Raw genomic sequence first — 20,348 nt, 5'->3', positions numbered from 1 at the left:
AATTGAATGGTGTTGAGCTGATACAGTTTGTATCGGCTTTTTTCGTTTATGTAAAATAGATGTAAATATACCCCGTTTTGGGGTAAATAAAGAGGGTATTTCTTTGAACTATCTTTGAACACGTTTCTCTATTTGCATACGTTTAGGAGAAATTAAAGCAATTTCCTATCAAATTGCCCCGATTCAAGCTGTTTAATGCGATTTTAAACCTTTAAAAAACATTAAAACAGTATGGCAACATTTAAAGCAGTCGTTTTCCAAAGTGGAAGACATATCAAGCAAGATGGAACATCAAATATAAAAATTAGAATCTATCATAATAGAGAGTCACAGTACATAGCTACCGGTTATTATATCCGCCCAGAAAGCATGGACGACTCCGGGAGAATCTTATCGAACGTGGCAAATGGAGAAATGATAGAATATGAAATAAATGCTCATATTCAGAAAATCCGGAGAGAATACTTAAAGCTAGGACAAGAAAGGACTCAATTCATGTCGTGTATGGATTTGAAGGAAGAAATAGAGAAATCCCTTGCTCCTGATGCCGAATTCATAGACTTTGTAGAGTTTGCTCAAAACATAATAATCCAAACCAAAAAGAAGAAAACAGCCGAATGGTATTATTTTTAATATCACATGGAAAATGCGTAAGTGATATTATTTCGGGTCAACGTATTTCCTTAAAATCACATATTTAAATAATATTCCTGGGTCAGGGCTATATATTCTTTGCTGTATTGATGGCGGGCCAATTCTATCAACAGTTCTTCCATCACGCATTCCTGACTGAAAAAGGAAAAAGTAATCAGGGCGCGTTTAGGAATACCGCCCGGTTTTGTGATTACATTTAACTGACGAACCGCATGCAAATTCCACATAGAGGCAATGTCTTTTACTCTATCGGCCACATCTGCCGGAATTACGACAGTAAAATATCCTGCTTCTGTCAATAATCCGGCTACTCCTTCCAGCAACTCTTCATAAGTTAGCGTTTCATTATGACGTGCCGAACTCCTCTTTTGGTCAGGACATGTCAGCGAATCTATGAAATAAGGAGGGTTAGAAACAATCACATCAAATTTATCGGGAAACCGGCATTCTTTAAAATCTCCCTGCATAACCTCTATTCTCTCCTTCCAAGGAGAACGGGCAACATTTTCTTCTGCTTGCCTGACTGCGACTTCATCTATCTCCAATGCCACGATACGGGTATCCGGCAAACTACGTTGGGCCAGCATCAAAGCAACTAATCCCGTTCCCGTTCCGACATCCAGGACCCGGCGTGCGTTTTGAACAGAAGCCCATGCCCCCAAAAGCACTCCATCCGTACCGACTTTCATGGCACACTTATCATGCCACACCGTAAACTGCTTGAATTGAAAATAAGGATTCGACATTTTACCTAACTTATCTAAAACTTGTTTTATTCCGCCATTTTACCGGGAACCGCCAAAAATAAATAATTATTATGGAATATGGCCTCAATCCCCCAATATTTTGGCATTGTTTTTGTGTTTTTATCCTGCACAGTGCTTTATTATTAGAGAGAATCAATTAACTTTGCAAACGATTTATGCATATTATGTATGACATAAACTTAATTAAAACGAAAAGATGAAAGAAAGATACTTATTGGAAGATGTAGGTGAAAATGGCTTCTCATTGATTACCGACTATGATGGTAATGACGAGCAAGCATTTGATGTGAATGTAAAATCTGGTGAAATTCTTCCGGTTCTCCCCCTTCGTAACATGGTGTTGTTTCCCGGAGTTTTTCTTCCCATAACGGTGGGGCGGAAATCTTCACTGAAACTTATACGCGATGCTGAAAAAAAACATAAAGACATTGCAGTAGTATGCCAAAGGGCAGCCCACACGGAAGACCCCAAACTGGAGGACTTGCACAATGTCGGCACCATCGGGCGGATTGTACGTGTACTGGAAATGCCCGACCAAACGACAACTGTCATTCTCCAAGGGATGAAACGCCTGAGCTTGAAAGATATTATCGAGATTTATCCATATCTAAAAGGAGAAATAGAGTTGCTTGAGGAAGAAATTCCCAATAAAGACGATAAAGAATTCCAGGCATTGGTAGAAACCTGCAAGGACTTGACAATGCGTTATATCAAATCATCGGATATAATGCACCAGGATTCCGCATTCGCAATCAAGAATATCAACAACTCAATGTTCCTGGTCAACTTTATCTGTTCGAATCTCCCGTTCAAGAAAGATGAGAAAATGGATTTGTTGACCATCAGCTCTCTGCGTGAACGTACTTACCGGTTACTGGAGATTTTAAACCGTGAAGTCCAGTTGGCTGAAATCAAGGCGTCTATCCAAATGCGTGCGCGTGAAGATATCGACCAACAACAACGCGAATATTTCCTGCAACAGCAAATTAAGACTATCCAAGATGAACTGGGCGGTAGCGGTCAAGAACAGGAAATAGAGGAAATGCGCCAAAAAGCCGAACAAATGCGTTGGAATGCAGAAGTAAAAGAAACATTCCTGAAAGAATTGGCTAAGTTGGAACGTACCCATCCGCAATCTCCGGATTATAGCGTACAGCTCAACTACCTGCAAACAATGCTCAACCTTCCGTGGGGAATTTATACGACAGATAACCTGAATCTGAAAAATGCGGAAAAGACATTGAATAAAGACCACTACGGATTGGAAAAAGTAAAAGAACGCATTCTGGAGCATCTGGCTGTATTGAAATTGAAAGGTGACATGAAATCACCGATTATCTGTCTATACGGTCCTCCGGGAGTGGGTAAGACATCGCTCGGCAAGTCCATTGCGGCCGCATTAAAAAGAAAATATGTACGTATGTCCTTGGGAGGCGTGCACGATGAAGCGGAAATCCGCGGGCATCGCAAAACTTACATCGGCGCTATGCCGGGACGAATCATTAAGAGCTTAATCAAGGCAGGCGCTTCAAATCCGGTATTTATCCTGGATGAAATAGATAAAGTCAGCGCCGACCGCCAAGGCGATCCGTCGTCCGCATTGCTGGAAGTTCTCGATCCGGAACAGAATACTTCTTTCCACGATAATTTCCTGGATGTGGATTATGACCTCTCAAAAGTGCTGTTTATCGCAACCGCCAACAATTTGAATACCATCCCCGGCCCATTGCTCGACCGTATGGAATTAATTGAAGTCAGCGGATATATCACGGAAGAGAAAATTGAGATTGCCCGGAAGCATCTGGTACCTAAAGAACTTGAAGCTAACGGATTGAAGAAAACAGATATCAAACTTCCTAAAGATACTCTGGAAGCGGTCATTGAATCATATACACGTGAAAGCGGTGTTCGCGAACTGGAGAAAAAGATTGGTAAAATCCTTCGTAAGTCCGCACGCCAATATGCCACAGACGGATATTTTGCCAAAACTGAAATCAAACCGGCGGACTTGTATGATTTCTTGGGCGCTCCGGAATATACACGTGACAAATATCAGGGCAATGATTACGCCGGTGTAGTTACGGGGTTGGCATGGACTGCCGTGGGAGGTGAAATCCTTTTTGTCGAAACCAGTTTAAGCCGGGGAAAAGGCGGACGCCTTACATTGACGGGTAATTTGGGAGACGTCATGAAAGAATCTGCCATGTTAGCACTCGAATATATCAAATCACACGCATCTCTTCTTCAATTGGACGAAGAGATATTCGAAAACTGGAACATTCATATCCATGTTCCCGAAGGTGCAATTCCCAAAGACGGCCCGTCGGCCGGTATCACAATGGCTACTTCCCTGGCTTCCGCACTGACACAAAAGAAAGTGAAAGCCAATCTTGCCATGACAGGAGAGATAACTCTTCGCGGCAAAGTGCTCCCCGTGGGAGGAATCAAGGAAAAGATACTGGCTGCCAAACGTGCCGGAATCAAAGAAATCATTATGAGCGCGGAGAATAAAAAGAATATTGACGAAATTCAGGATATCTATCTGAAAGGATTGACTTTCCATTATGTAAATGACATTAAAGAAGTCTTCGCAATAGCCCTGACAAACGAGAAAGTGGCGGACGCCATTGATTTATCCGTTAAGAAACCCAGCCAGGAATGACATTTGAGTTACAATATACAGACACTAAAAGCAATGCCCGTGCAGGTCTGATAACAACAGACCACGGGCAAATACAAACTCCCATTTTCATGCCTGTGGGTACATTGGGCAGTGTGAAAGGAGTGCATCTGACGGAACTGAAGGACGATATCCAGGCACAGATTATCTTGGGAAACACCTACCATTTATACCTTCGTCCGGGATTGGACGTAATTGAAAAGGCCGGTGGATTACATCGTTTCAATGGTTTTGACCGTCCTATGCTGACCGACAGCGGAGGATTCCAGGTATTCTCACTAGCAGGAATCCGGAAACTTCGTGAAGAAGGAGCGGAATTCCGTTCTCATATTGACGGCAGTAAGCATATTTTTACTCCGGAAAAAGTGATGGACATAGAACGTACCATCGGTGCCGATATTATGATGGCCTTCGATGAATGTCCCCCCGGAGATTCCGATTATGAATATGCCAAAAAGTCATTGGGGCTGACCCACAGATGGCTGGACCGTTGCATACGGCGCTTTAATGAGACGGAGCCCAAATATGGCTACAATCAATCCCTTTTTCCCATTGTACAAGGATGCGTTTATCCTGATTTACGTAAACAATCTGCAGAATTTATCGCTTCCAAAGGGGCTGACGGAAATGCTATCGGTGGTCTTGCGGTCGGTGAGCCCGTAGATAAGATGTATGAAATGATTGAAATCGTCAATGAAATTCTACCTAAAGACAAACCCCGTTATTTAATGGGGGTGGGCACACCCGTCAATATCCTTGAAGGGATAGAACGGGGAGTAGACATGTTTGATTGCGTCATGCCTACGAGGAACGGGCGCAACGGCATGTTGTTTACCAAAGACGGAATCATCAACATGAAAAATAAAAAGTGGGAGACAGACTTCTCTCCTATTGAAGTAGACGGTGCGTCGTATGTGGACACATTATACAGCAAGGCATATCTGCGCCATCTTTTTCATGCACAGGAATTATTGGCTATGCAGATTGCTTCCATACATAACCTTGCATTTTATTTATGGTTAGCAGGTGAAGCCAGAAAGCACATCATAGCAGGAGATTTTTCAACCTGGAAACCGATGATGGTTAAAAGAGTATCAACTAGATTATAGGAAATGAAAAGCAATCGATTCATAAAAAAGCTGGACTGGTATATCATCAAGAAATTCTTGGGGACATACGTATTTGCTATTGCATTAATCATTTCTATTGCAGTGGTATTCGATTTTAATGAGAAAATGGATAAGTTGATGGAACATGAAGCTCCGTGGAGTAAAATTATCTTTGAATACTACATGAACTTCATCCCCTATTTCTCAAATTTGTTCAGTCCGCTGTTTGTATTCATTGCCGTCATTTTCTTCACTTCCAAGCTTGCGGAGAATTCCGAAATCATCGCCATGTTCTCTACCGGTATGAGCTTTAAGAGGATGATGCGTCCTTATATGATTTCGGCAGCTATCATTGCACTGACAACATTCATGTTAAGCTCATACGTCATCCCCAAAGGAAGTGTTACACGCTTAAATTTCGAAGACAGGTATATCAAGCCCAAAAAGCAAAATACCGCACGCAACGTACAACTGGAAGTTGACAGCGGCGTCATAGCATATATCGACAACTATAATAATGCGATGAAAACGGGAAACCGTTTTTCTTTGGATAAGTTTGTAGACAAAAAGCTTGTTTCCCACTTAACCGCACGCCGCATCACTTATGACACCACTACTGTACATAAATGGACTATCCATGATTATATGGTGCGGGAACTGGACGGGTTGAAAGAAAAAATCACCAAAGGAGATAAAATCGATTCTATAATCAATATGGAGCCTTCCGATTTCCTTATTATGAAAAACCAGCAGGAAATGTTGACCAGCCCTCAATTGAGTGATTATATCGAGAAACAGAAACGGAGAGGATTTGCCAATATCAAAGAGTTTGAAATCGAATACCATAAACGAATTGCAATGTCATTCGCCTCTTTTATCTTGACAATCATCGGCGTTTCCCTTTCATCCCGGAAAACAAAAGGCGGTATGGGGCTTCATCTGGGTATCGGACTGGCATTGAGCTTCTCCTACATTCTATTCCAGACGATTACTTCTACTTTCGCCATTAATGGGAATGTCCCCCCTGTCATTGCAGTCTGGATTCCTAATATCTTATATGCAGGCATTGCATTCTTCCTGTATCAGAAAGCGCCGAAATAGAAAAGAAAACATTAAAAATAGAAGTTCCGCCTATCTTGTTTTCAGACAAGGAACAGGCGGAACTTTTTTGTTGTATTCATTTCCTCTTTTGTCTATTTCTCATTATTCACCAATTGACAGGCGAATTGAAAAACACCTCTTTCTCCTTATACTTCTTCTCTTATCGTCAACCGATTTCCTTTATATAAGCAGAAAGGTCTGCAGCAGAGATGTTTTTGGCAATAATCACACCATTTCCATCCAATAAATAGTTAGTGAATCCCCGATTCAAACGGTATTTTTTAAATAATCCGGAATCCTCGCCTTCTGTTTCCACGAAACAGGCGGGCGTAACTATTTGGTCCTTACGAACGGTTTCCTTAAAGATTGACTGATACTCATCAAACGATATGGAAACCATTTCCACACTATGGGAAGAACGAAGCACATTACTCAAACTTACGTTTTGCATCCGGGACTGCGCATCATAACTAGCCCAAAAACTTAGCAACACATAACGGCCTTTTAAATCGGCCAGCTTAAACACAGGTTGCTCTTCCGACGCAGATTCGATTTTAAAATCAGGGGCTACGTCACCCTCACTCAAACCTCCCGTAGGTTTGTCTTTCTCAATGAAAGCGGTCAAGGAACAAATCAGTAATACAACAAAAATCCATTTTACATGTCTCATGTAATTCGGTTTTGGTTAATACTATCCGGGACTGTCCTTAAACAGTGGTTTCTTCCCGAAACATTGTCTTTTCAGGCATCAGGCGAAGAGGAATCCGCTGATTATCAGAGCCTTTATTTTTGAAACCGGGTGCAAAGGTAAGTAATTATTAAATTAACTTCCAAAAAAACAAGCAAAAATCTCACTTTTTAGGTATAACTTTTTATGTTATTTAGCATAAAAATGAACTTTTTTCTCTACTTTTGCAGAGTAAAAGCCTATTTCTTATGCAACCATCAAATACTGAATTAATTCTGATTCGAGTCACCGGCGAAGACCGTCCGGGGCTGACCTCTTCCGTGACTGAAATTCTCGCTAAATATGATGCAACGATTCTTGATATCGGCCAGGCGGATATCCATAACACATTATCATTAGGAATTCTTTTCAAAAGTGAAGAGAAACATTCCGGATTCATTATGAAAGAGTTGCTTTTCAAAGCATCATCATTAGGAGTAAACATACGGTTTGAGCCCATAACCACGGAAAAGTATGAAGAATGGGTGGGCATGCAAGGAAAGAACCGTTATATCCTGACGGTATTAGGGCGCAAACTTTCTGCATTACAAATTTCTGCGGCTACCAAGATATTGGCGGAACAGGGTATGAATATCGATGCAATCAAGCGTTTGACCGGGCGTATCCCACTGGATGAGAACAAGACGGACACACATACACGAGCCTGTATCGAGTTCTCCGTAAGAGGCACGCCGAAAGACCGCGTTGCCATGCAGGAAGGATTAATGAAATTAGCCAGCGAACTGGAAATGGACTTCTCTTTCCAGCAAGATAATATGTATCGTCGCATGCGCCGCTTGATTTGTTTTGATATGGATTCCACATTGATTGAAACGGAAGTTATCGACGAATTAGCTATCCGTGCCGGTGTAGGGGATGAAGTTAAAGCCATTACCGAAAGCGCCATGAGAGGAGAAATAGATTTTACGGAAAGCTTTACACGCCGTGTAGCACTTTTGAAAGGGTTGGATGAATCGGTAATGCAGGAAATCGCAGAAAACCTGCCTATCACGGAAGGAGTAGACCGACTGATGTACGTGTTAAAAAAATACGGTTATAAGATTGCCATCCTTTCCGGAGGATTTACCTATTTCGGCCAATATTTGCAAAAGAAATACGGTATAGATTATGTGTATGCGAATGAGTTGGAAATTATCGACGGAAAATTGACCGGACGTTATTTGGGTGATGTAGTGGACGGAAAACGAAAAGCAGAACTACTCCGGCTGATAGCCCAAGTGGAAAAGGTGGATATCGCCCAGACAATCGCCGTAGGAGACGGCGCTAACGACCTGCCCATGTTAGGCATTGCAGGATTGGGAATTGCATTCCACGCCAAGCCTAAAGTGGTGGCGAATGCCAAGCAATCCATCAACACCATCGGTCTTGACGGAGTACTCTATTTCCTTGGATTCAAAGATTCTTACCTGAATATGTAATTGAGAGAAAAAAATAGTATATCTTTGCCGATAAATAAATTGAAAGAATGAAGTTTTCCGAACTACAACTTAATACAAATGTACTTGAGGCACTTGATGCCATGCGATTTGACGAATGTACGCCTATACAAGAACAAGCGATTCCAATCATACTTGAAGGTAAAGATTTGATAGCTGTAGCGCAAACCGGTACAGGAAAGACAGCGGCATTCCTACTTCCCGTGTTGAACAAATTATCCGAAGGAAATCATCCCGAAGATGCCATCAACTGTGTAATCATGTCTCCTACGCGGGAATTAGCCCAACAGATTGACCAACAGATGGAAGGTTTTTCTTATTTTATGCCAGTATCGAGTGTCGCCGTATATGGCGGAAATGACGGTATCCTGTTCGAGCAGCAAAAAAAGGGGCTTACATTAGGCGCTGATGTCGTTATTGCAACTCCCGGACGCTTAATAGCCCATTTGAGTCTCGGCTACGTAGATTTATCCAAAGTTTCCTATTTTATTTTGGACGAGGCGGATCGCATGCTCGATATGGGATTTTACGACGATATCATGCAGATAGTAAAATATTTGCCGAAAGAGCGGCAAACCATCATGTTTTCAGCAACAATGCCTGCAAAGATACAACAGTTGGCAAATACGATTTTGAATGAACCGGCAGAAATAAAACTTGCCGTCTCAAAACCGGCCGACAAAATCATTCAGGCAGCTTACATCTGTTATGAAAACCAAAAATTAGGAATCATCCGCAGCCTTTTCACTGACGAAGTTCCCGAACGGGTCATCATCTTCGCATCTTCCAAAATCAAAGTCAAAGAAGTGACGAAAGCTCTAAAATCAATGAAGCTGAATGTGGGGGAAATGCATTCAGACCTTGAGCAAATCCAACGGGAAACTGTCATGCATGACTTTAAAGCAGGACGGATTAACATCCTCGTAGCTACAGACATTGTCGCACGTGGCATCGACATTGACGATATTCGCCTGGTTATTAACTTTGATGTTCCTCATGACAGCGAAGACTACGTACACCGCATCGGCCGTACGGCACGTGCCAATAATGACGGCGTGGCACTCACATTCGTCAACGAAAAAGAACAAAGCAGTTTCAAAAGTATCGAGAATTTTCTTGAAAAAGAAATATATAAAATTCCCATTCCGGAAGAACTGGGAGAAGCGCCGGAATATAAACCGCGCTCTTTTAACAATAAAAGAAACGGCAACTATTCCAAGAAGAGAAATTTTAAAGGTAAAAAATATAATGGAGGAAAAGGAAACAACCATTCCTCTTCCAGACAAAAATAACTTAACTTTATTTGATTGAAGTAATAGTCAGATTTCCTTCTAAACTTACCTCCATATCCGCTATACTATAAATCGAACTCTCCGGAATGGCTAAAACAGCTTGATAATGAAAACCATTCCGGTCGACTTTTATAAACCTGATATCAGATAAAATTGCCTGTATCAGAAAATCTTCCGGGACGACTTTGCTGAACATCTGTTTGGTAACATCACTGGCAAATATGCTTTTCCTTCCTTCATAAACACAAATGTGCATTACATTATCGTAATACACATTGTCCATGCTAATCCCGTCTTCGGAATAAGTTGTTTTAATGACCCGCATCCGGGAAGGATTGATATACACATAAGCACGATAACGAATACCGTTATACATCACCACACTATCCCGTTTGGTTACCTCCGTATAAGTAGGAATAACCAATTCCTGACGCGCGAAAAACAAAGAATCATTCAAATCTTCCGACTTATGCAACCTGACGATATTGTCTGTTATGGAATGGAACCAGAATATATGTTCCGCTTGCTTATCTATTTTATAACAAGTGGTATCATTCCCATAAGTATAAAGAGCATCCCGTATAACCCTGAATGTAATAGGAGCACTTTGAGAATCCGCAAAATAGATGGTATCTCCTTCTACACGCATCAACGGGCTTTCTGTCTCATCATCCAGCCAAATTCCCTGCAACATTTCTTTCGCATTGTAATTCTCTTCCTCCGGTCCGGAAGTATGTAAATTCTTATTGCCGTTACATGCCACAAGAAAAATAACTGTCAATACTGCCACATATCTCATCATCTACCCCAATTTTATAGTAAGGACACTCTCTTTGATTATTCTATTTTCCAATACATGAATAAACAAATCCCAATTCTTCCATCTCCTTTTTATCGTAGATATTACGTCCGTCCAACACAACCAATTGCGCCATCGTCTTCTTAATCACAGCCCATGAAGGCAATCGGAATTCTTTCCATTCGGTCACCAACATCAGAACATCGGCATCAAGCACCGCATCATACATATCACAGGCATAATAGATGGAATCTCCAATCCGCCGTTTGCATTCTTGCATGGCAGCAGGATCATAAGCACGTATCTGACAGCCGGCTTTTAACAGTTTATCAATCAATATGAGTGCCGGAGCTTCGCGCATATCATCCGTTTCCGGCTTAAATGCCAGTCCCCATAAAGCAACGACCTTTCCCTTCAAATCTCCGTTGAACTGTTTTGAAAGCTTGTCAAACAAAACACTCTTCTGAGACTCGTTCACCTCTTCCACGGCGCGGAGCACCCGCATCGAGTATCCATTCTGTTCTGCCGTTTTAATTAAGGCCTTAACGTCTTTAGGAAAACAAGAACCGCCGTATCCGATACCCGGATATAAGAATTTGCGTCCGATACGGGTATCCGAACCGATTCCGCTACGCACCATATTCACATCCGCACCGACCAGTTCACACAGATTTGCAATATCATTCATAAAACTGATACGGGTTGCAAGCATCGAGTTGGCAGCATATTTAGTCATTTCCGCAGACGGGATATCCATAAAAATGACACGGAAATTATTCAATAAAAACGGCTTATACAACTTAGACATCAGTTTCTCGGCCCGTGCGGACTCCACTCCCACTACAACACGGTCCGGACTCATAAAGTCATTAATGGCATTTCCTTCCTTCAAAAATTCCGGATTAGAAGCCACATCAAATTCGATTGCCGCTCCTCTCTTATCCAGTTCCTCCTGAATCACTGCACGCACCTTGCTTGCCGTCCCTACCGGAACTGTACTTTTAGTCACCACCAGCTTGTATTGTTTCATGTTGCGTCCAATGGTACGGGCCACTTCCAGCACATATTTCAAGTCGGCACTTCCATCTTCATCCGGAGGAGTACCCACAGCGCTGAATATAACTTCCACATCATCCAAACAACTTTCCAACGATGTCGTAAACTTCAAACGCTTTGCTTTCATATTACGAAGCACCATTTCTTCCAATCCATTCTCATAAATCGGAATAATCCCTTTCTGCAAAGACTCTATTTTCTCATGATTCGTATCGACACAAGTTACATCCACACCGATTTCCGCAAAACATGTGCCGGATACCAAACCCACATAGCCCGTTCCTACAATTGCAATTTTCATATTTCTCTATTGTTTGTTAATTGTTCATTCGAAATATACAGCCTCTTTGAAGGTTGTTCCCTGCCTGTCTTTAGGAGACAGTATCATTTGTTCCTCTGCCAACGGCCAGTCTATTCCTAATGTCTCGTCATTAAATAAAATAGAAGCTTCTGCCTGCGGAACATATTTATTGTCTACCTTATACGTAAAAACAGCCTCTTCACTCAACACGGCAAATCCGTGGGCAAAACCGCGAGGAATAAAAAACTGCCTCTTATTTTCTTCACTAAGCAATACGCTGACGTGTTTGCCAAACGTCGGTGATGATTTACGCAAATCAACGGCAACATCCAATACTTCTCCTTTGATGACGCGAACTAATTTTGCCTGGCTATACTCCCCTTTCTGATAGTGTAAACCACGTAATACACCAAAAGAAGATTTAGACTCGTTATCTTGCACAAAATCCACGGGACCTATATTGGCTTCAAACTCTTCTTTTTTAAAAGCCTCCATAAAATAGCCACGTTCGTCGGAGAAAACCTTAGGCTCTATCAACCATACTCCGTCTATTTCCGTCTGTATATAATTCATTGTTAATAGTAGTAAATAAAACGATGCAAAAGTAGTGATTTTTTCGAAGTTTTCTGGGATATATTCAATTTATCTCTTAATTTTGCACACATGATTGAATTGGCGCAACATATAGAAACTTTACTGTTGGAAAACGATTGTGTAATCGTTCCGGGATTTGGGGGATTTGTAGCTCATTATGCTCCCGCGACTCATATAAAAGAGGAGAATCTCTTTCTTCCCCCTACCCGTACAATCGGCTTTAACCCTCAATTGAAATTAAATGACGGCGTATTGGTGCAATCCTATATGTCAGCATACGATACAAGTTTTTCCGACGCTACCCGGATTGTAGAAAAAGAGATTAAGCAATTCATAGAACTTCTTCACAAAGAAGGAAAAGCCCAATTGGAAAACATCGGTGAAATCCACTATAATATTTACGGGAATTATGAGTTTGTGCCTTATGACTACAAGATTACGACTCCTTCATTATACGGATTGGATTCTTTTGAAATCTCCGAACTTTCCACTCTCAAACAAAAGGAAAAAGTATTAATACCGGCCAGTCTGACAAAAGAAAAGAAAACCTATGAAATCAAAATCAACCGCGCCTATTTTCGCAACGCGGTAGCTATGATTGCCGCTATTATATTGTTCTTCGCATTCTCAACCCGAGTAGAAAATACCGATATCCAGAGAAATAATTACGCCCAACTATTACCGGGTGAACTCTTTGAACAAATCGAAAAGCAATCGGTTGCGGTGACTCCTGTTCCTGTACATGACAATACAGTCCGCCAGAAGGGAAAGAAGCCCGTATCAAAAATTACGGTTGATAAGGCTAAAACCTCAAAGCCCATTACAATAAAAGAAATAAAAGTAAACAAAGAGGTGGATAAACAGAAAACAACCCCCACTCCTATCGTAACCGGGCTAAAGGAGAAAAACAATCCCTTCCATATTATTGTAGCAGGTGGAATCAGCATGAAAGATGCGGAAATAATGGCAAACCAATTGAAAGAAAAAGGATTTCCGGAGGCTTGCGCTTTGAATACGGACGGTAAAGTACGTGTCAGCATACGTTCTTTCAATAATCGTAAAGAGGCAATGATACAATTGTTAGAACTGAGAAAAAACGAAACTTACAAGAATGCCTGGTTATTGGCAAAATAATTCCCCTTTTTAAAAGAAAATATGAAACGAGTTCTTTGTCCGAAATGCGAAAATTACCTTTATTTTGATGAAACCAAGTATAAGGAAGGTCAGTCGCTTGTATTTATTTGTGAATATTGTGGTAAACAATTCAGTATCCGACTTGGGAAAAGTAAAATAAGCGCCCTTAGAAAAGAAGAGAATCTGGATAAAGAAGCTGAAATGCATAAAGAAGAATTCGGATATATCACAGTCATTGAAAACATATTCGGCTTTAAGCAGATACTTCCACTACAGGAAGGCGACAATGTTATAGGTCGCCGTTGTGTAGGAACTATAATCAATACCCCTATTGAAAGCGGCGATATGAGTATGGACCGTCGCCATTGCATCATTAATGTAAAGCGCAATAAGCAAGGAAAGCTAGTTTACACATTACGAGATGCTCCTAGCCTCACAGGTACGTTCCTCATGAATGAAATTCTGGGAGATAAAGACCGTGTACGTATTGAAGATGGTGCTATTGTGACAATTGGAGCTACTACATTTATTTTGCATACGGCTGAATGAACTTATAACTTATTTTGATACTCCCGCATGAATTCGTCAGCGATATAGAGATTACCATAAAGATAAAGCCCTGTTTCCTTGTCATGCAAGTCAGCACACGTCTTGCTTTCATAAAATAATTGCAATGCTCTGACTGGAGCAATCTCCAAACGCTTTGAAAGTTCGGCAGCAATGATACCGATACGATTGCTTAATATTATCTCTTGAATTTCAGGAGACTTTACAGGGTCATTCTGCCAGTTCTGTTCCACCATAAGTAAGGTATTTATCCGTAATATTTTGGTTTAACAAACCAATCTGATTATTTGGTTGGTGTTGAGCAAGACGCTGTAAGGCCACATCAGCACTCATCAAACCAGACATATATAAATTTACCGTATCAATTACCCGGTCATTCGCGGCACCTCCCTCTATATAATCATAATTTGCCGCCGGATTCAGTCCACGACGACTGGCTACAATAAATTCCAACCATTCCGAATCGTAAACCTTGAACACCCTACAACGAGCCTTTTCCAAGACAAGTTCTCTATCAAGTTGGTAAATATTAATAATAGCTTGGGTATTGCGTCGCTTAGCCGTTGCAATAGCCCAACGACAAGCCTGCTCTTTGATGTCTGTAACATAGAATCCACGACCAAAATCAAGATTCTCCCTTCCTAAACGGCAAATAGGGACATCAACTCGTTCCGTTCCTCCATGATATACAGTTATCTTCATCGTTTTGCCTCCCAAGTTGTCAGACATTCTACCATATTATCAGTCACATGCTCGCGACTCTCAGTATGTAATACATCATAGCAAGGTAAGATGTAATTCTCAATCATGCCTACACGCTTCATGCGGGTAAAAACTTCTTGATATGATGTACCTAATCGGCGTGCAGTACTTCCAATGCAGGACGCTACAAATGCTAATGTCACTTCAGTATGTGATAATTCAATCAGATTTTCCATATTAAATCCTGTATAAAGCCAATTTGAGCTAATTACAAAGTTAATGAATATATCTGGAAACAGATAAAGTTTAATCTTCTTTTTATTGTTTCATGTTCAAGGTATAAGATGTTCCGAAGAATACAATTTATGAGTTTTCTCGTAAAGGTAATGTAATATTCATCACATTAAATTCGTTTCACACAATAATCCAAGCACTTATAAAACAGAAAAATAGAATAATAATTCATGTAGAAAGAGGCAAAATTGGTCTTTAAGGATTTGAGCCTTTTCAAACCGTGAAAACGAAGAAAAAGAAGGTTGTGGAAATAAAAAATATGAAGAATGCAAATTTAATCTTTAACAATTACTTACCGTCTCTTAATTATCTAACAGTTAAGGGCATTTTGATAGTTGTACACACTCTACCAAAACACCCTCTACTTTATCAACCTCAAGTTATATCTTATGTCTTACAGAATACCTTTCACAGTTTCAAGCATTCCTTTTTCCTGAATTGAATCCAGATTTGCTCTCACGGCATCTGCCAATCCCGGAATCTTATTCAAATCTTCACCCCAGATAAATTCTGCCCCTAAGACACCTTCCGTAACCTTTTTCGTACAGCCTGTAGCCCAAAGCTCTTTCAGCAAATTCATGATTTCCGGAGCGTCATTCGGCACAATTTCAGCACCGTCAGCACGTACACCACCTTTATAATAAGTAATGATAGCAGCCAGGCCAAGCACCAATCCTTTAGGAAGTTCACCTTTACGTTCCAGATAAGTCTTCAACCCCGGTAAATCACGAGTTTCATATTTGGGGAAAGAATTCAGCATAATGCTCGTCACCGCATGTTCTACGAACGGATTGTTGAAACGCTCCAATACATCATTTGCAAATTTCTCCAGTTCATCTTTCGGCAAGTTCAAGGTTTCCATCAACTCATCAAACATTACCTTATGAATATATTTTCCAATTATCTCATGCTGACATGCATCACGGACAATATTCACCCCAGACAAATAAGCAACCGGAGAAAGAACGGTATGAGGGCCATTCAATAAAGTTACCTTACGTTCATGATAAGGAGCTTCCGACGGCACAAACAATACATTCAGACCAGCTTTGTCAGCCGGGAATTCTTTTGCAACCTCCTGTGGAGCCTCAATAACCCACAAATGGAAAATTTCAGCCTGAACAACCAAGTTATCATCATATTGCAGCTTCTCTTTGATGGCGGCAATGTCCTTGCGCGGGAATCCCGGAACAATACGGTCTACCAATGTAGCATATACGCCGCAGGCTTCTTCAAACCAAGTTTTAAACTCATTCCCCAAATTCCACAATTCGATATATTGATAAATCGTCTCTTTCAGTTTATGCCCATTCAAGAAAATAAGTTCACAAGGGAAAATTATCAGTCCTTTTGTTTTATCGCCATTGAATGTTTTAAAACGATGATAAAGCAATTGGGTCAATTTGCCCGGATAAGACGAAGCAGGAGCATCCTCCAGTTTGCAAGTAGGGTCAAAAGCGATGCCGGCTTCCGTAGTATTCGAAATAACAAAACGCATTTCCGGTTGTTCCGCCAATTTCATAAACTCGTCATTCTGAGTATATGGATTGAGTGCACGACTGATTACATCAATCATAGTCAAGCTATTAACCACCTCACCTTTATCCAATCCTTGAAGGTTGACATGATAAAGGTCGTCTTGTGCATTCAACATGTCGACCATCCCTTTTTCAATTGGTTGAACCACTACGACACTGCTGTTGAAATCCGTTTTCTGGTTCATGTTATAAATAATCCAGTCTACAAAAGCGCGTAAAAAGTTACCTTCGCCAAATTGAATAATACGCTCCGGGCGTTGTGCTTTAGGAGCATTTTCCTTGTTTAATACTTTCATGTTAGTTGTAATTTATAAAGTTGATATTATACTAATTCAAAATAAAAATCAATATTCTCCTTAATCAGAATATCAATGGGCATGTACTTCACAGGTTCGATGTGCTTTTTGAATACCACGTAATCACACAAAGCCTTCACGCCGCAATACCCTTGCAGTCCCGGTCGTTGCCCGATTAAATAATGTACATCGCCAGATTTCAGCAATTCTACATTTGCTCTCAAAAGGTCATATCCTATCAATCCTTTCATGCTGCGTCCCGTATGGCGGAGATACTCTCCCAACTGATACACCCTGGAATTAAACACAACTCCGAGTATAGCCTTCGGGTGCGCCTGAAAAAAAACGTCCAATACTTTCCGGTTATTTTCTTGATTGGATTTACTCAATACGACCTCGTGAACCGCCAGATTGTCATATTCTTCGGCAATATACTGCATAAAACCCTTCAAACGGCGTTGCATCTGAATTTCAGCAGGACTATTCTTATTATTGCTTAAAAACAGCACCAGTTCCTGCCCTTCCCCAGCCGAATAATTGCGCATTAATATTTTAGCTGCAATATATCCACTTTTATAAGAATCCTGCCCGATGTAGGTCAACGCATCCCCCTCTTCCACGTTGAAATCGACAAAAGCATAAGCTATCTGATTCTCCCGCAAATAAGCAGTCAATGACAAAGTCTCTTCCCGGAAATTCGGAGCAATCAATACAGCATCTGCATTACTCTCTTTTATAGAACCGCAAGCCTTCCGATAACTCTCTTCGTCCCCGTGACAGTAGTACAGATATTCCACATTTACATTAAAAGGACGCAACTCTTGCCGGGCACGCTCAATCCCTCCCACTACAGAATGCCAATAATCATGTTCCACATAATAAGGAATCAAACATACGAAAGAATATTTCTTTTTAGCAGCCAGTCCGATAGCGAAAACATTAGGTTGATAATGAATCTCATCCAATACCTTCTGTACCTTAGCCTTACTTTTAGGAGATACATCCCCCCGATTATGTAACACCCTGTCTACCGTTCCGGCAGAAACACCCGCCATACGGGCTATGTCTTTAATGGTATAATTCCGGTCCTCCATAGCGGTAAAACTTAAATATTATAAATAATCGCTGCAAATATACGAATTATTTTGTTACTCCAAGTAAATTTTCTATTTTTGTGTTCGATAACGGTTAATAAAACTAAAACGTAAATTTACACCTATTAGCTTTAAAATCAATACTATATAGGTATAAATAGAAAAAGTAATAATTTTATATACTAAAAGCACAGTAATAATGAAGAATTTTATGGATGAAAACTTCTTGTTGCAGACGGAAACTGCACAAAAGTTGTATCATGAACATGCGGCAAAGATGCCGATTATCGACTACCACTGTCATTTAATTCCCCAAATGGTAGCTGACGACTACAAATTTAAATCCCTGACTGAAATCTGGCTAGGAGGCGACCATTATAAATGGCGTGCCATGCGTACAAATGGTGTCGATGAGCGTTTCTGCACAGGAAAAGACACTACAGACTGGGAAAAATTCAAGAAATGGGCGGAGACGGTACCTTATACTTTCCGCAATCCATTATACCACTGGACTCACCTGGAATTAAAGACTGCTTTTGGCATTAATAAAATATTAAATCCAAAAACAGCCCGTGAGATTTATGATGAATGTAATGAAAAGCTTGCCCAGCCCGAATATTCTGCACGTGGAATGATGCGTCGCTATCATGTAGAAACCGTTTGTACAACCGACGACCCGGTTGACTCTCTGGAATACCATATAAAAACACGGGAAAGCGGTTTTGAAATCAAAATGTTGCCAACATGGCGTCCAGACAAAGCAATGGCAGTAGAAGTACCTGCTGATTTCCGCGCATACATAGAAAAATTATCGGAAGTAAGCGGTATCACCATCTCCGGTTTTGACGACATGATTGCCGCATTGCATAAACGCCATGACTTCTTTGCAGAACAAGGTTGCCGCCTTTCCGACCACGGTATTGAAGAATTCTATGCGGAAGATTATACAGATGCGGAAATTAAGGCCATATTTAATAAGGTGTACGGCGGTACTGCACTTACCAACGAAGAAATCCTGAAATTCAAATCGGCAATGCTGGTAATTTTCGGAGAAATGGATTGGGAAAAAGGATGGACCCAACAATTCCACTACGGGGCTATCCGCAACAACAATACGAAAATGTTCAAATTATTAGGTCCTGACACCGGTTTTGATTCCATCGGTGAATTTACGACGGCTAAAGCCATGGCTAAATTCCTCGACCGTTTGAATACCAACGGTAAACTAACCAAAACAATCTTATATAACCTGAATCCTTGTGCCAATGAGGTAATCGCTACCATGCTAGGCAATTTCCAGGACGGCTCTATCCCCGGTAAAATCCAGTTCGGTTCCGGCTGGTGGTTCTTGGACCAGAAAGACGGTATGGAAAAACAAATGAATGCTTTATCCGTACTCGGACTTTTAAGCCGTTTTGTAGGAATGTTAACCGATTCCCGTTCATTCCTTTCCTATCCGCGTCATGAATATTTCCGCCGCACATTATGTAATTTAGTAGGCCGGGATGTAGAAAACGGTGAAATCCCTGTATCAGAAATGGAACGGGTAAACCAAATGATTGAAGATATCAGTTACAATAACGCTAAAAATTTCTTCAAGTTTTAATCTATATAAATAATAACGATAGATACGATTAACACCGCTGTTCGAAACCATATAAATCCGGACAGCGGTTTTTCATTCCCCTATTCCATCCCCTATTTCAGGCAACATTCAAGTCAAGTTAAAGGTACTCCCGTATTTTCGTTAATCATAACGTGTACATCTAAATTGTTCGGATGCAATTAAGCCATAAACTCCCGGTATCTGCTACATAGAGGGAACACCTACCCGTACCAGGAATGCGTAACGACTCCCGCACCCTCGAAAAGTAGTTTTTTTTCTTTTCTCAAAAAAATTCCACGGATAAGCCTGTGGTTATTTCTATATTTTGTTAGGGCTCATAAAAGAAAAAACTCCAAAAATCATTGATTTTCAGAGTTTCTCTTTGAATTACCTTTTTACTTCGTACACCCTCAGGGATTCGAACCCTGGACCCACTGATTAAGAGTCAGTTGCTCTACCAACTGAGCTAAGAGTGCAACATAAATTCTCTTATTGCAAACTCCGGATTTGTACACCCTCAGGGACTCGAACCCTGGACCCACTGATTAAGAGTCAGTTGCTCTACCAACTGAGCTAAGAG

General features: G+C 40.9%; 19 protein-coding genes and 1 tRNA gene. 9 read left to right on the top strand and 11 right to left on the bottom strand.

Annotated elements, in window-relative coordinates:
- Positions 1 to 231 precede the first annotated feature (231 nt).
- Positions 232 to 633 carry an Arm DNA-binding domain-containing protein gene (locus tag Q5076_RS16320; RefSeq protein WP_303014704.1) on the top strand — a complete coding sequence of 134 codons (402 nt, stop codon included), beginning with the start codon at positions 232 to 234 and terminating at the stop codon, positions 631 to 633.
- Positions 634 to 689: 56 nt separating this feature from the next.
- On the opposite strand, the gene Q5076_RS16315 is transcribed toward Q5076_RS16320, so the two are convergent.
- A complete protein-coding gene (locus tag Q5076_RS16315) occupies positions 690 to 1,400 on the bottom strand; it encodes a tRNA1(Val) (adenine(37)-N6)-methyltransferase (RefSeq protein ID WP_303014703.1) in 711 nt (236 codons plus the stop codon).
- 217 nt (positions 1,401 to 1,617) lie between these two features.
- On the opposite strand from Q5076_RS16315, the gene lon reads away from it, so the two are divergent.
- The 3 genes from lon to Q5076_RS16300 are packed head-to-tail and all read left to right on the top strand — an operon-like array spanning position 1,618 to position 6,311.
- Complete coding sequence (gene lon / locus Q5076_RS16310; protein WP_303014702.1) at positions 1,618 to 4,083, top strand: endopeptidase La; 2,466 nt, start codon at positions 1,618 to 1,620, stop codon at positions 4,081 to 4,083.
- Positions 4,080 to 5,210 carry a tRNA guanosine(34) transglycosylase Tgt gene (gene tgt, locus Q5076_RS16305; RefSeq protein ID WP_303014701.1) on the top strand — a complete coding sequence of 377 codons (1,131 nt, stop codon included), beginning with the start codon at positions 4,080 to 4,082 and terminating at the stop codon, positions 5,208 to 5,210. Before lon ends, tgt begins: the two co-directional genes overlap by 4 nt.
- A 3-nt stretch (positions 5,211 to 5,213) precedes the next feature.
- Positions 5,214 to 6,311, top strand: coding sequence for an LptF/LptG family permease (locus tag Q5076_RS16300; protein WP_303014700.1), 1,098 nt, complete (start codon positions 5,214 to 5,216; stop codon positions 6,309 to 6,311).
- Positions 6,312 to 6,477: 166 nt separating this feature from the next.
- On the opposite strand, the gene Q5076_RS16295 is transcribed toward Q5076_RS16300, so the two are convergent.
- Positions 6,478 to 6,981 carry a thioredoxin-like domain-containing protein gene (locus tag Q5076_RS16295; protein ID WP_303014698.1) on the bottom strand — a complete coding sequence of 168 codons (504 nt, stop codon included), beginning with the start codon at positions 6,979 to 6,981 and terminating at the stop codon, positions 6,478 to 6,480.
- A gap of 266 nt (positions 6,982 to 7,247) precedes the next feature.
- Here Q5076_RS16295 and serB point away from each other — a divergent pair, with 266 nt between their 5' ends.
- The gene (serB, locus tag Q5076_RS16290) at positions 7,248 to 8,477 is read left to right on the top strand and encodes a phosphoserine phosphatase SerB (RefSeq protein WP_303014696.1); all 1,230 of its coding nucleotides are present in this window, start codon (positions 7,248 to 7,250) and stop codon (positions 8,475 to 8,477) included.
- A 47-nt stretch (positions 8,478 to 8,524) separates the two neighbouring features.
- On the top strand, positions 8,525 to 9,787 hold the full coding sequence (locus Q5076_RS16285; RefSeq protein ID WP_303014695.1) for a DEAD/DEAH box helicase: 1,263 nt from the start codon (positions 8,525 to 8,527) through the stop codon (positions 9,785 to 9,787).
- Between the two features lie 7 nt (positions 9,788 to 9,794).
- On the opposite strand, the gene Q5076_RS16280 is transcribed toward Q5076_RS16285, so the two are convergent.
- The 3 genes from Q5076_RS16280 to rfbC are packed head-to-tail and all read right to left on the bottom strand — an operon-like array spanning position 9,795 to position 12,516.
- Entirely contained in the window at positions 9,795 to 10,589 is a 795-nt protein-coding gene (locus Q5076_RS16280; protein WP_303014693.1) for a DUF4738 domain-containing protein, read from the bottom strand.
- A 40-nt stretch (positions 10,590 to 10,629) separates the two neighbouring features.
- Complete coding sequence (locus Q5076_RS16275; protein WP_303014692.1) at positions 10,630 to 11,943, bottom strand: UDP-glucose/GDP-mannose dehydrogenase family protein; 1,314 nt, start codon at positions 11,941 to 11,943, stop codon at positions 10,630 to 10,632.
- Positions 11,944 to 11,967: 24 nt separating this feature from the next.
- On the bottom strand, positions 11,968 to 12,516 hold the full coding sequence (gene rfbC, locus Q5076_RS16270) for a dTDP-4-dehydrorhamnose 3,5-epimerase (protein WP_303014689.1): 549 nt from the start codon (positions 12,514 to 12,516) through the stop codon (positions 11,968 to 11,970).
- 90 nt (positions 12,517 to 12,606) lie between these two features.
- Here rfbC and Q5076_RS16265 point away from each other — a divergent pair, with 90 nt between their 5' ends.
- Both Q5076_RS16265 and Q5076_RS16260 read left to right on the top strand, forming a co-directional pair.
- Complete coding sequence (locus tag Q5076_RS16265) at positions 12,607 to 13,671, top strand: SPOR domain-containing protein (protein ID WP_303014687.1); 1,065 nt, start codon at positions 12,607 to 12,609, stop codon at positions 13,669 to 13,671.
- Positions 13,672 to 13,692: 21 nt separating this feature from the next.
- Complete coding sequence (locus Q5076_RS16260; protein WP_303014685.1) at positions 13,693 to 14,220, top strand: FHA domain-containing protein; 528 nt, start codon at positions 13,693 to 13,695, stop codon at positions 14,218 to 14,220.
- Positions 14,221 to 14,222: 2 nt separating this feature from the next.
- On the opposite strand, the gene Q5076_RS16255 is transcribed toward Q5076_RS16260, so the two are convergent.
- From Q5076_RS16255 to Q5076_RS16235, 5 genes are all read right to left on the bottom strand, one after another.
- Positions 14,223 to 14,474, bottom strand: coding sequence for a hypothetical protein (locus Q5076_RS16255; RefSeq protein ID WP_303014684.1), 252 nt, complete (start codon positions 14,472 to 14,474; stop codon positions 14,223 to 14,225).
- Entirely contained in the window at positions 14,449 to 14,967 is a 519-nt protein-coding gene (locus Q5076_RS16250) for a DUF3990 domain-containing protein (protein WP_303014683.1), read from the bottom strand. Before Q5076_RS16250 ends, Q5076_RS16255 begins: the two co-directional genes overlap by 26 nt.
- Positions 14,937 to 15,176, bottom strand: a complete 240-nt coding sequence (locus tag Q5076_RS16245) for a DUF3791 domain-containing protein (RefSeq protein ID WP_303014682.1) — start codon at positions 15,174 to 15,176, stop codon at positions 14,937 to 14,939. The genes Q5076_RS16250 and Q5076_RS16245 overlap by 31 nt, the downstream gene beginning before the upstream one ends.
- 452 nt (positions 15,177 to 15,628) lie before the next feature.
- Positions 15,629 to 17,068: a tagaturonate reductase gene (locus Q5076_RS16240; protein ID WP_303014681.1), complete on the bottom strand. Its 1,440-nt coding sequence runs from the start codon at positions 17,066 to 17,068 to the stop codon at positions 15,629 to 15,631.
- Between the two features lie 26 nt (positions 17,069 to 17,094).
- Positions 17,095 to 18,162 carry a substrate-binding domain-containing protein gene (locus Q5076_RS16235; RefSeq protein ID WP_303014680.1) on the bottom strand — a complete coding sequence of 356 codons (1,068 nt, stop codon included), beginning with the start codon at positions 18,160 to 18,162 and terminating at the stop codon, positions 17,095 to 17,097.
- A gap of 199 nt (positions 18,163 to 18,361) precedes the next feature.
- Here Q5076_RS16235 and uxaC point away from each other — a divergent pair, with 199 nt between their 5' ends.
- Positions 18,362 to 19,768, top strand: coding sequence for a glucuronate isomerase (gene uxaC / locus Q5076_RS16230; protein ID WP_303014679.1), 1,407 nt, complete (start codon positions 18,362 to 18,364; stop codon positions 19,766 to 19,768).
- 403 nt (positions 19,769 to 20,171) lie between these two features.
- Here the strand turns inward: uxaC and Q5076_RS16225 are convergent.
- Positions 20,172 to 20,244: transfer RNA gene (locus Q5076_RS16225), tRNA-Lys, on the bottom strand.
- Between the last annotated feature and the right edge of the window lie 104 nt (positions 20,245 to 20,348).

This window comes from uncultured Bacteroides sp. (assembly GCF_958445495.1).
Taxonomy (GTDB): Bacteria; Bacteroidota; Bacteroidia; order Bacteroidales; family Bacteroidaceae; genus Bacteroides.
This window is presented reverse-complemented; position numbering and strand designations above follow the sequence as displayed.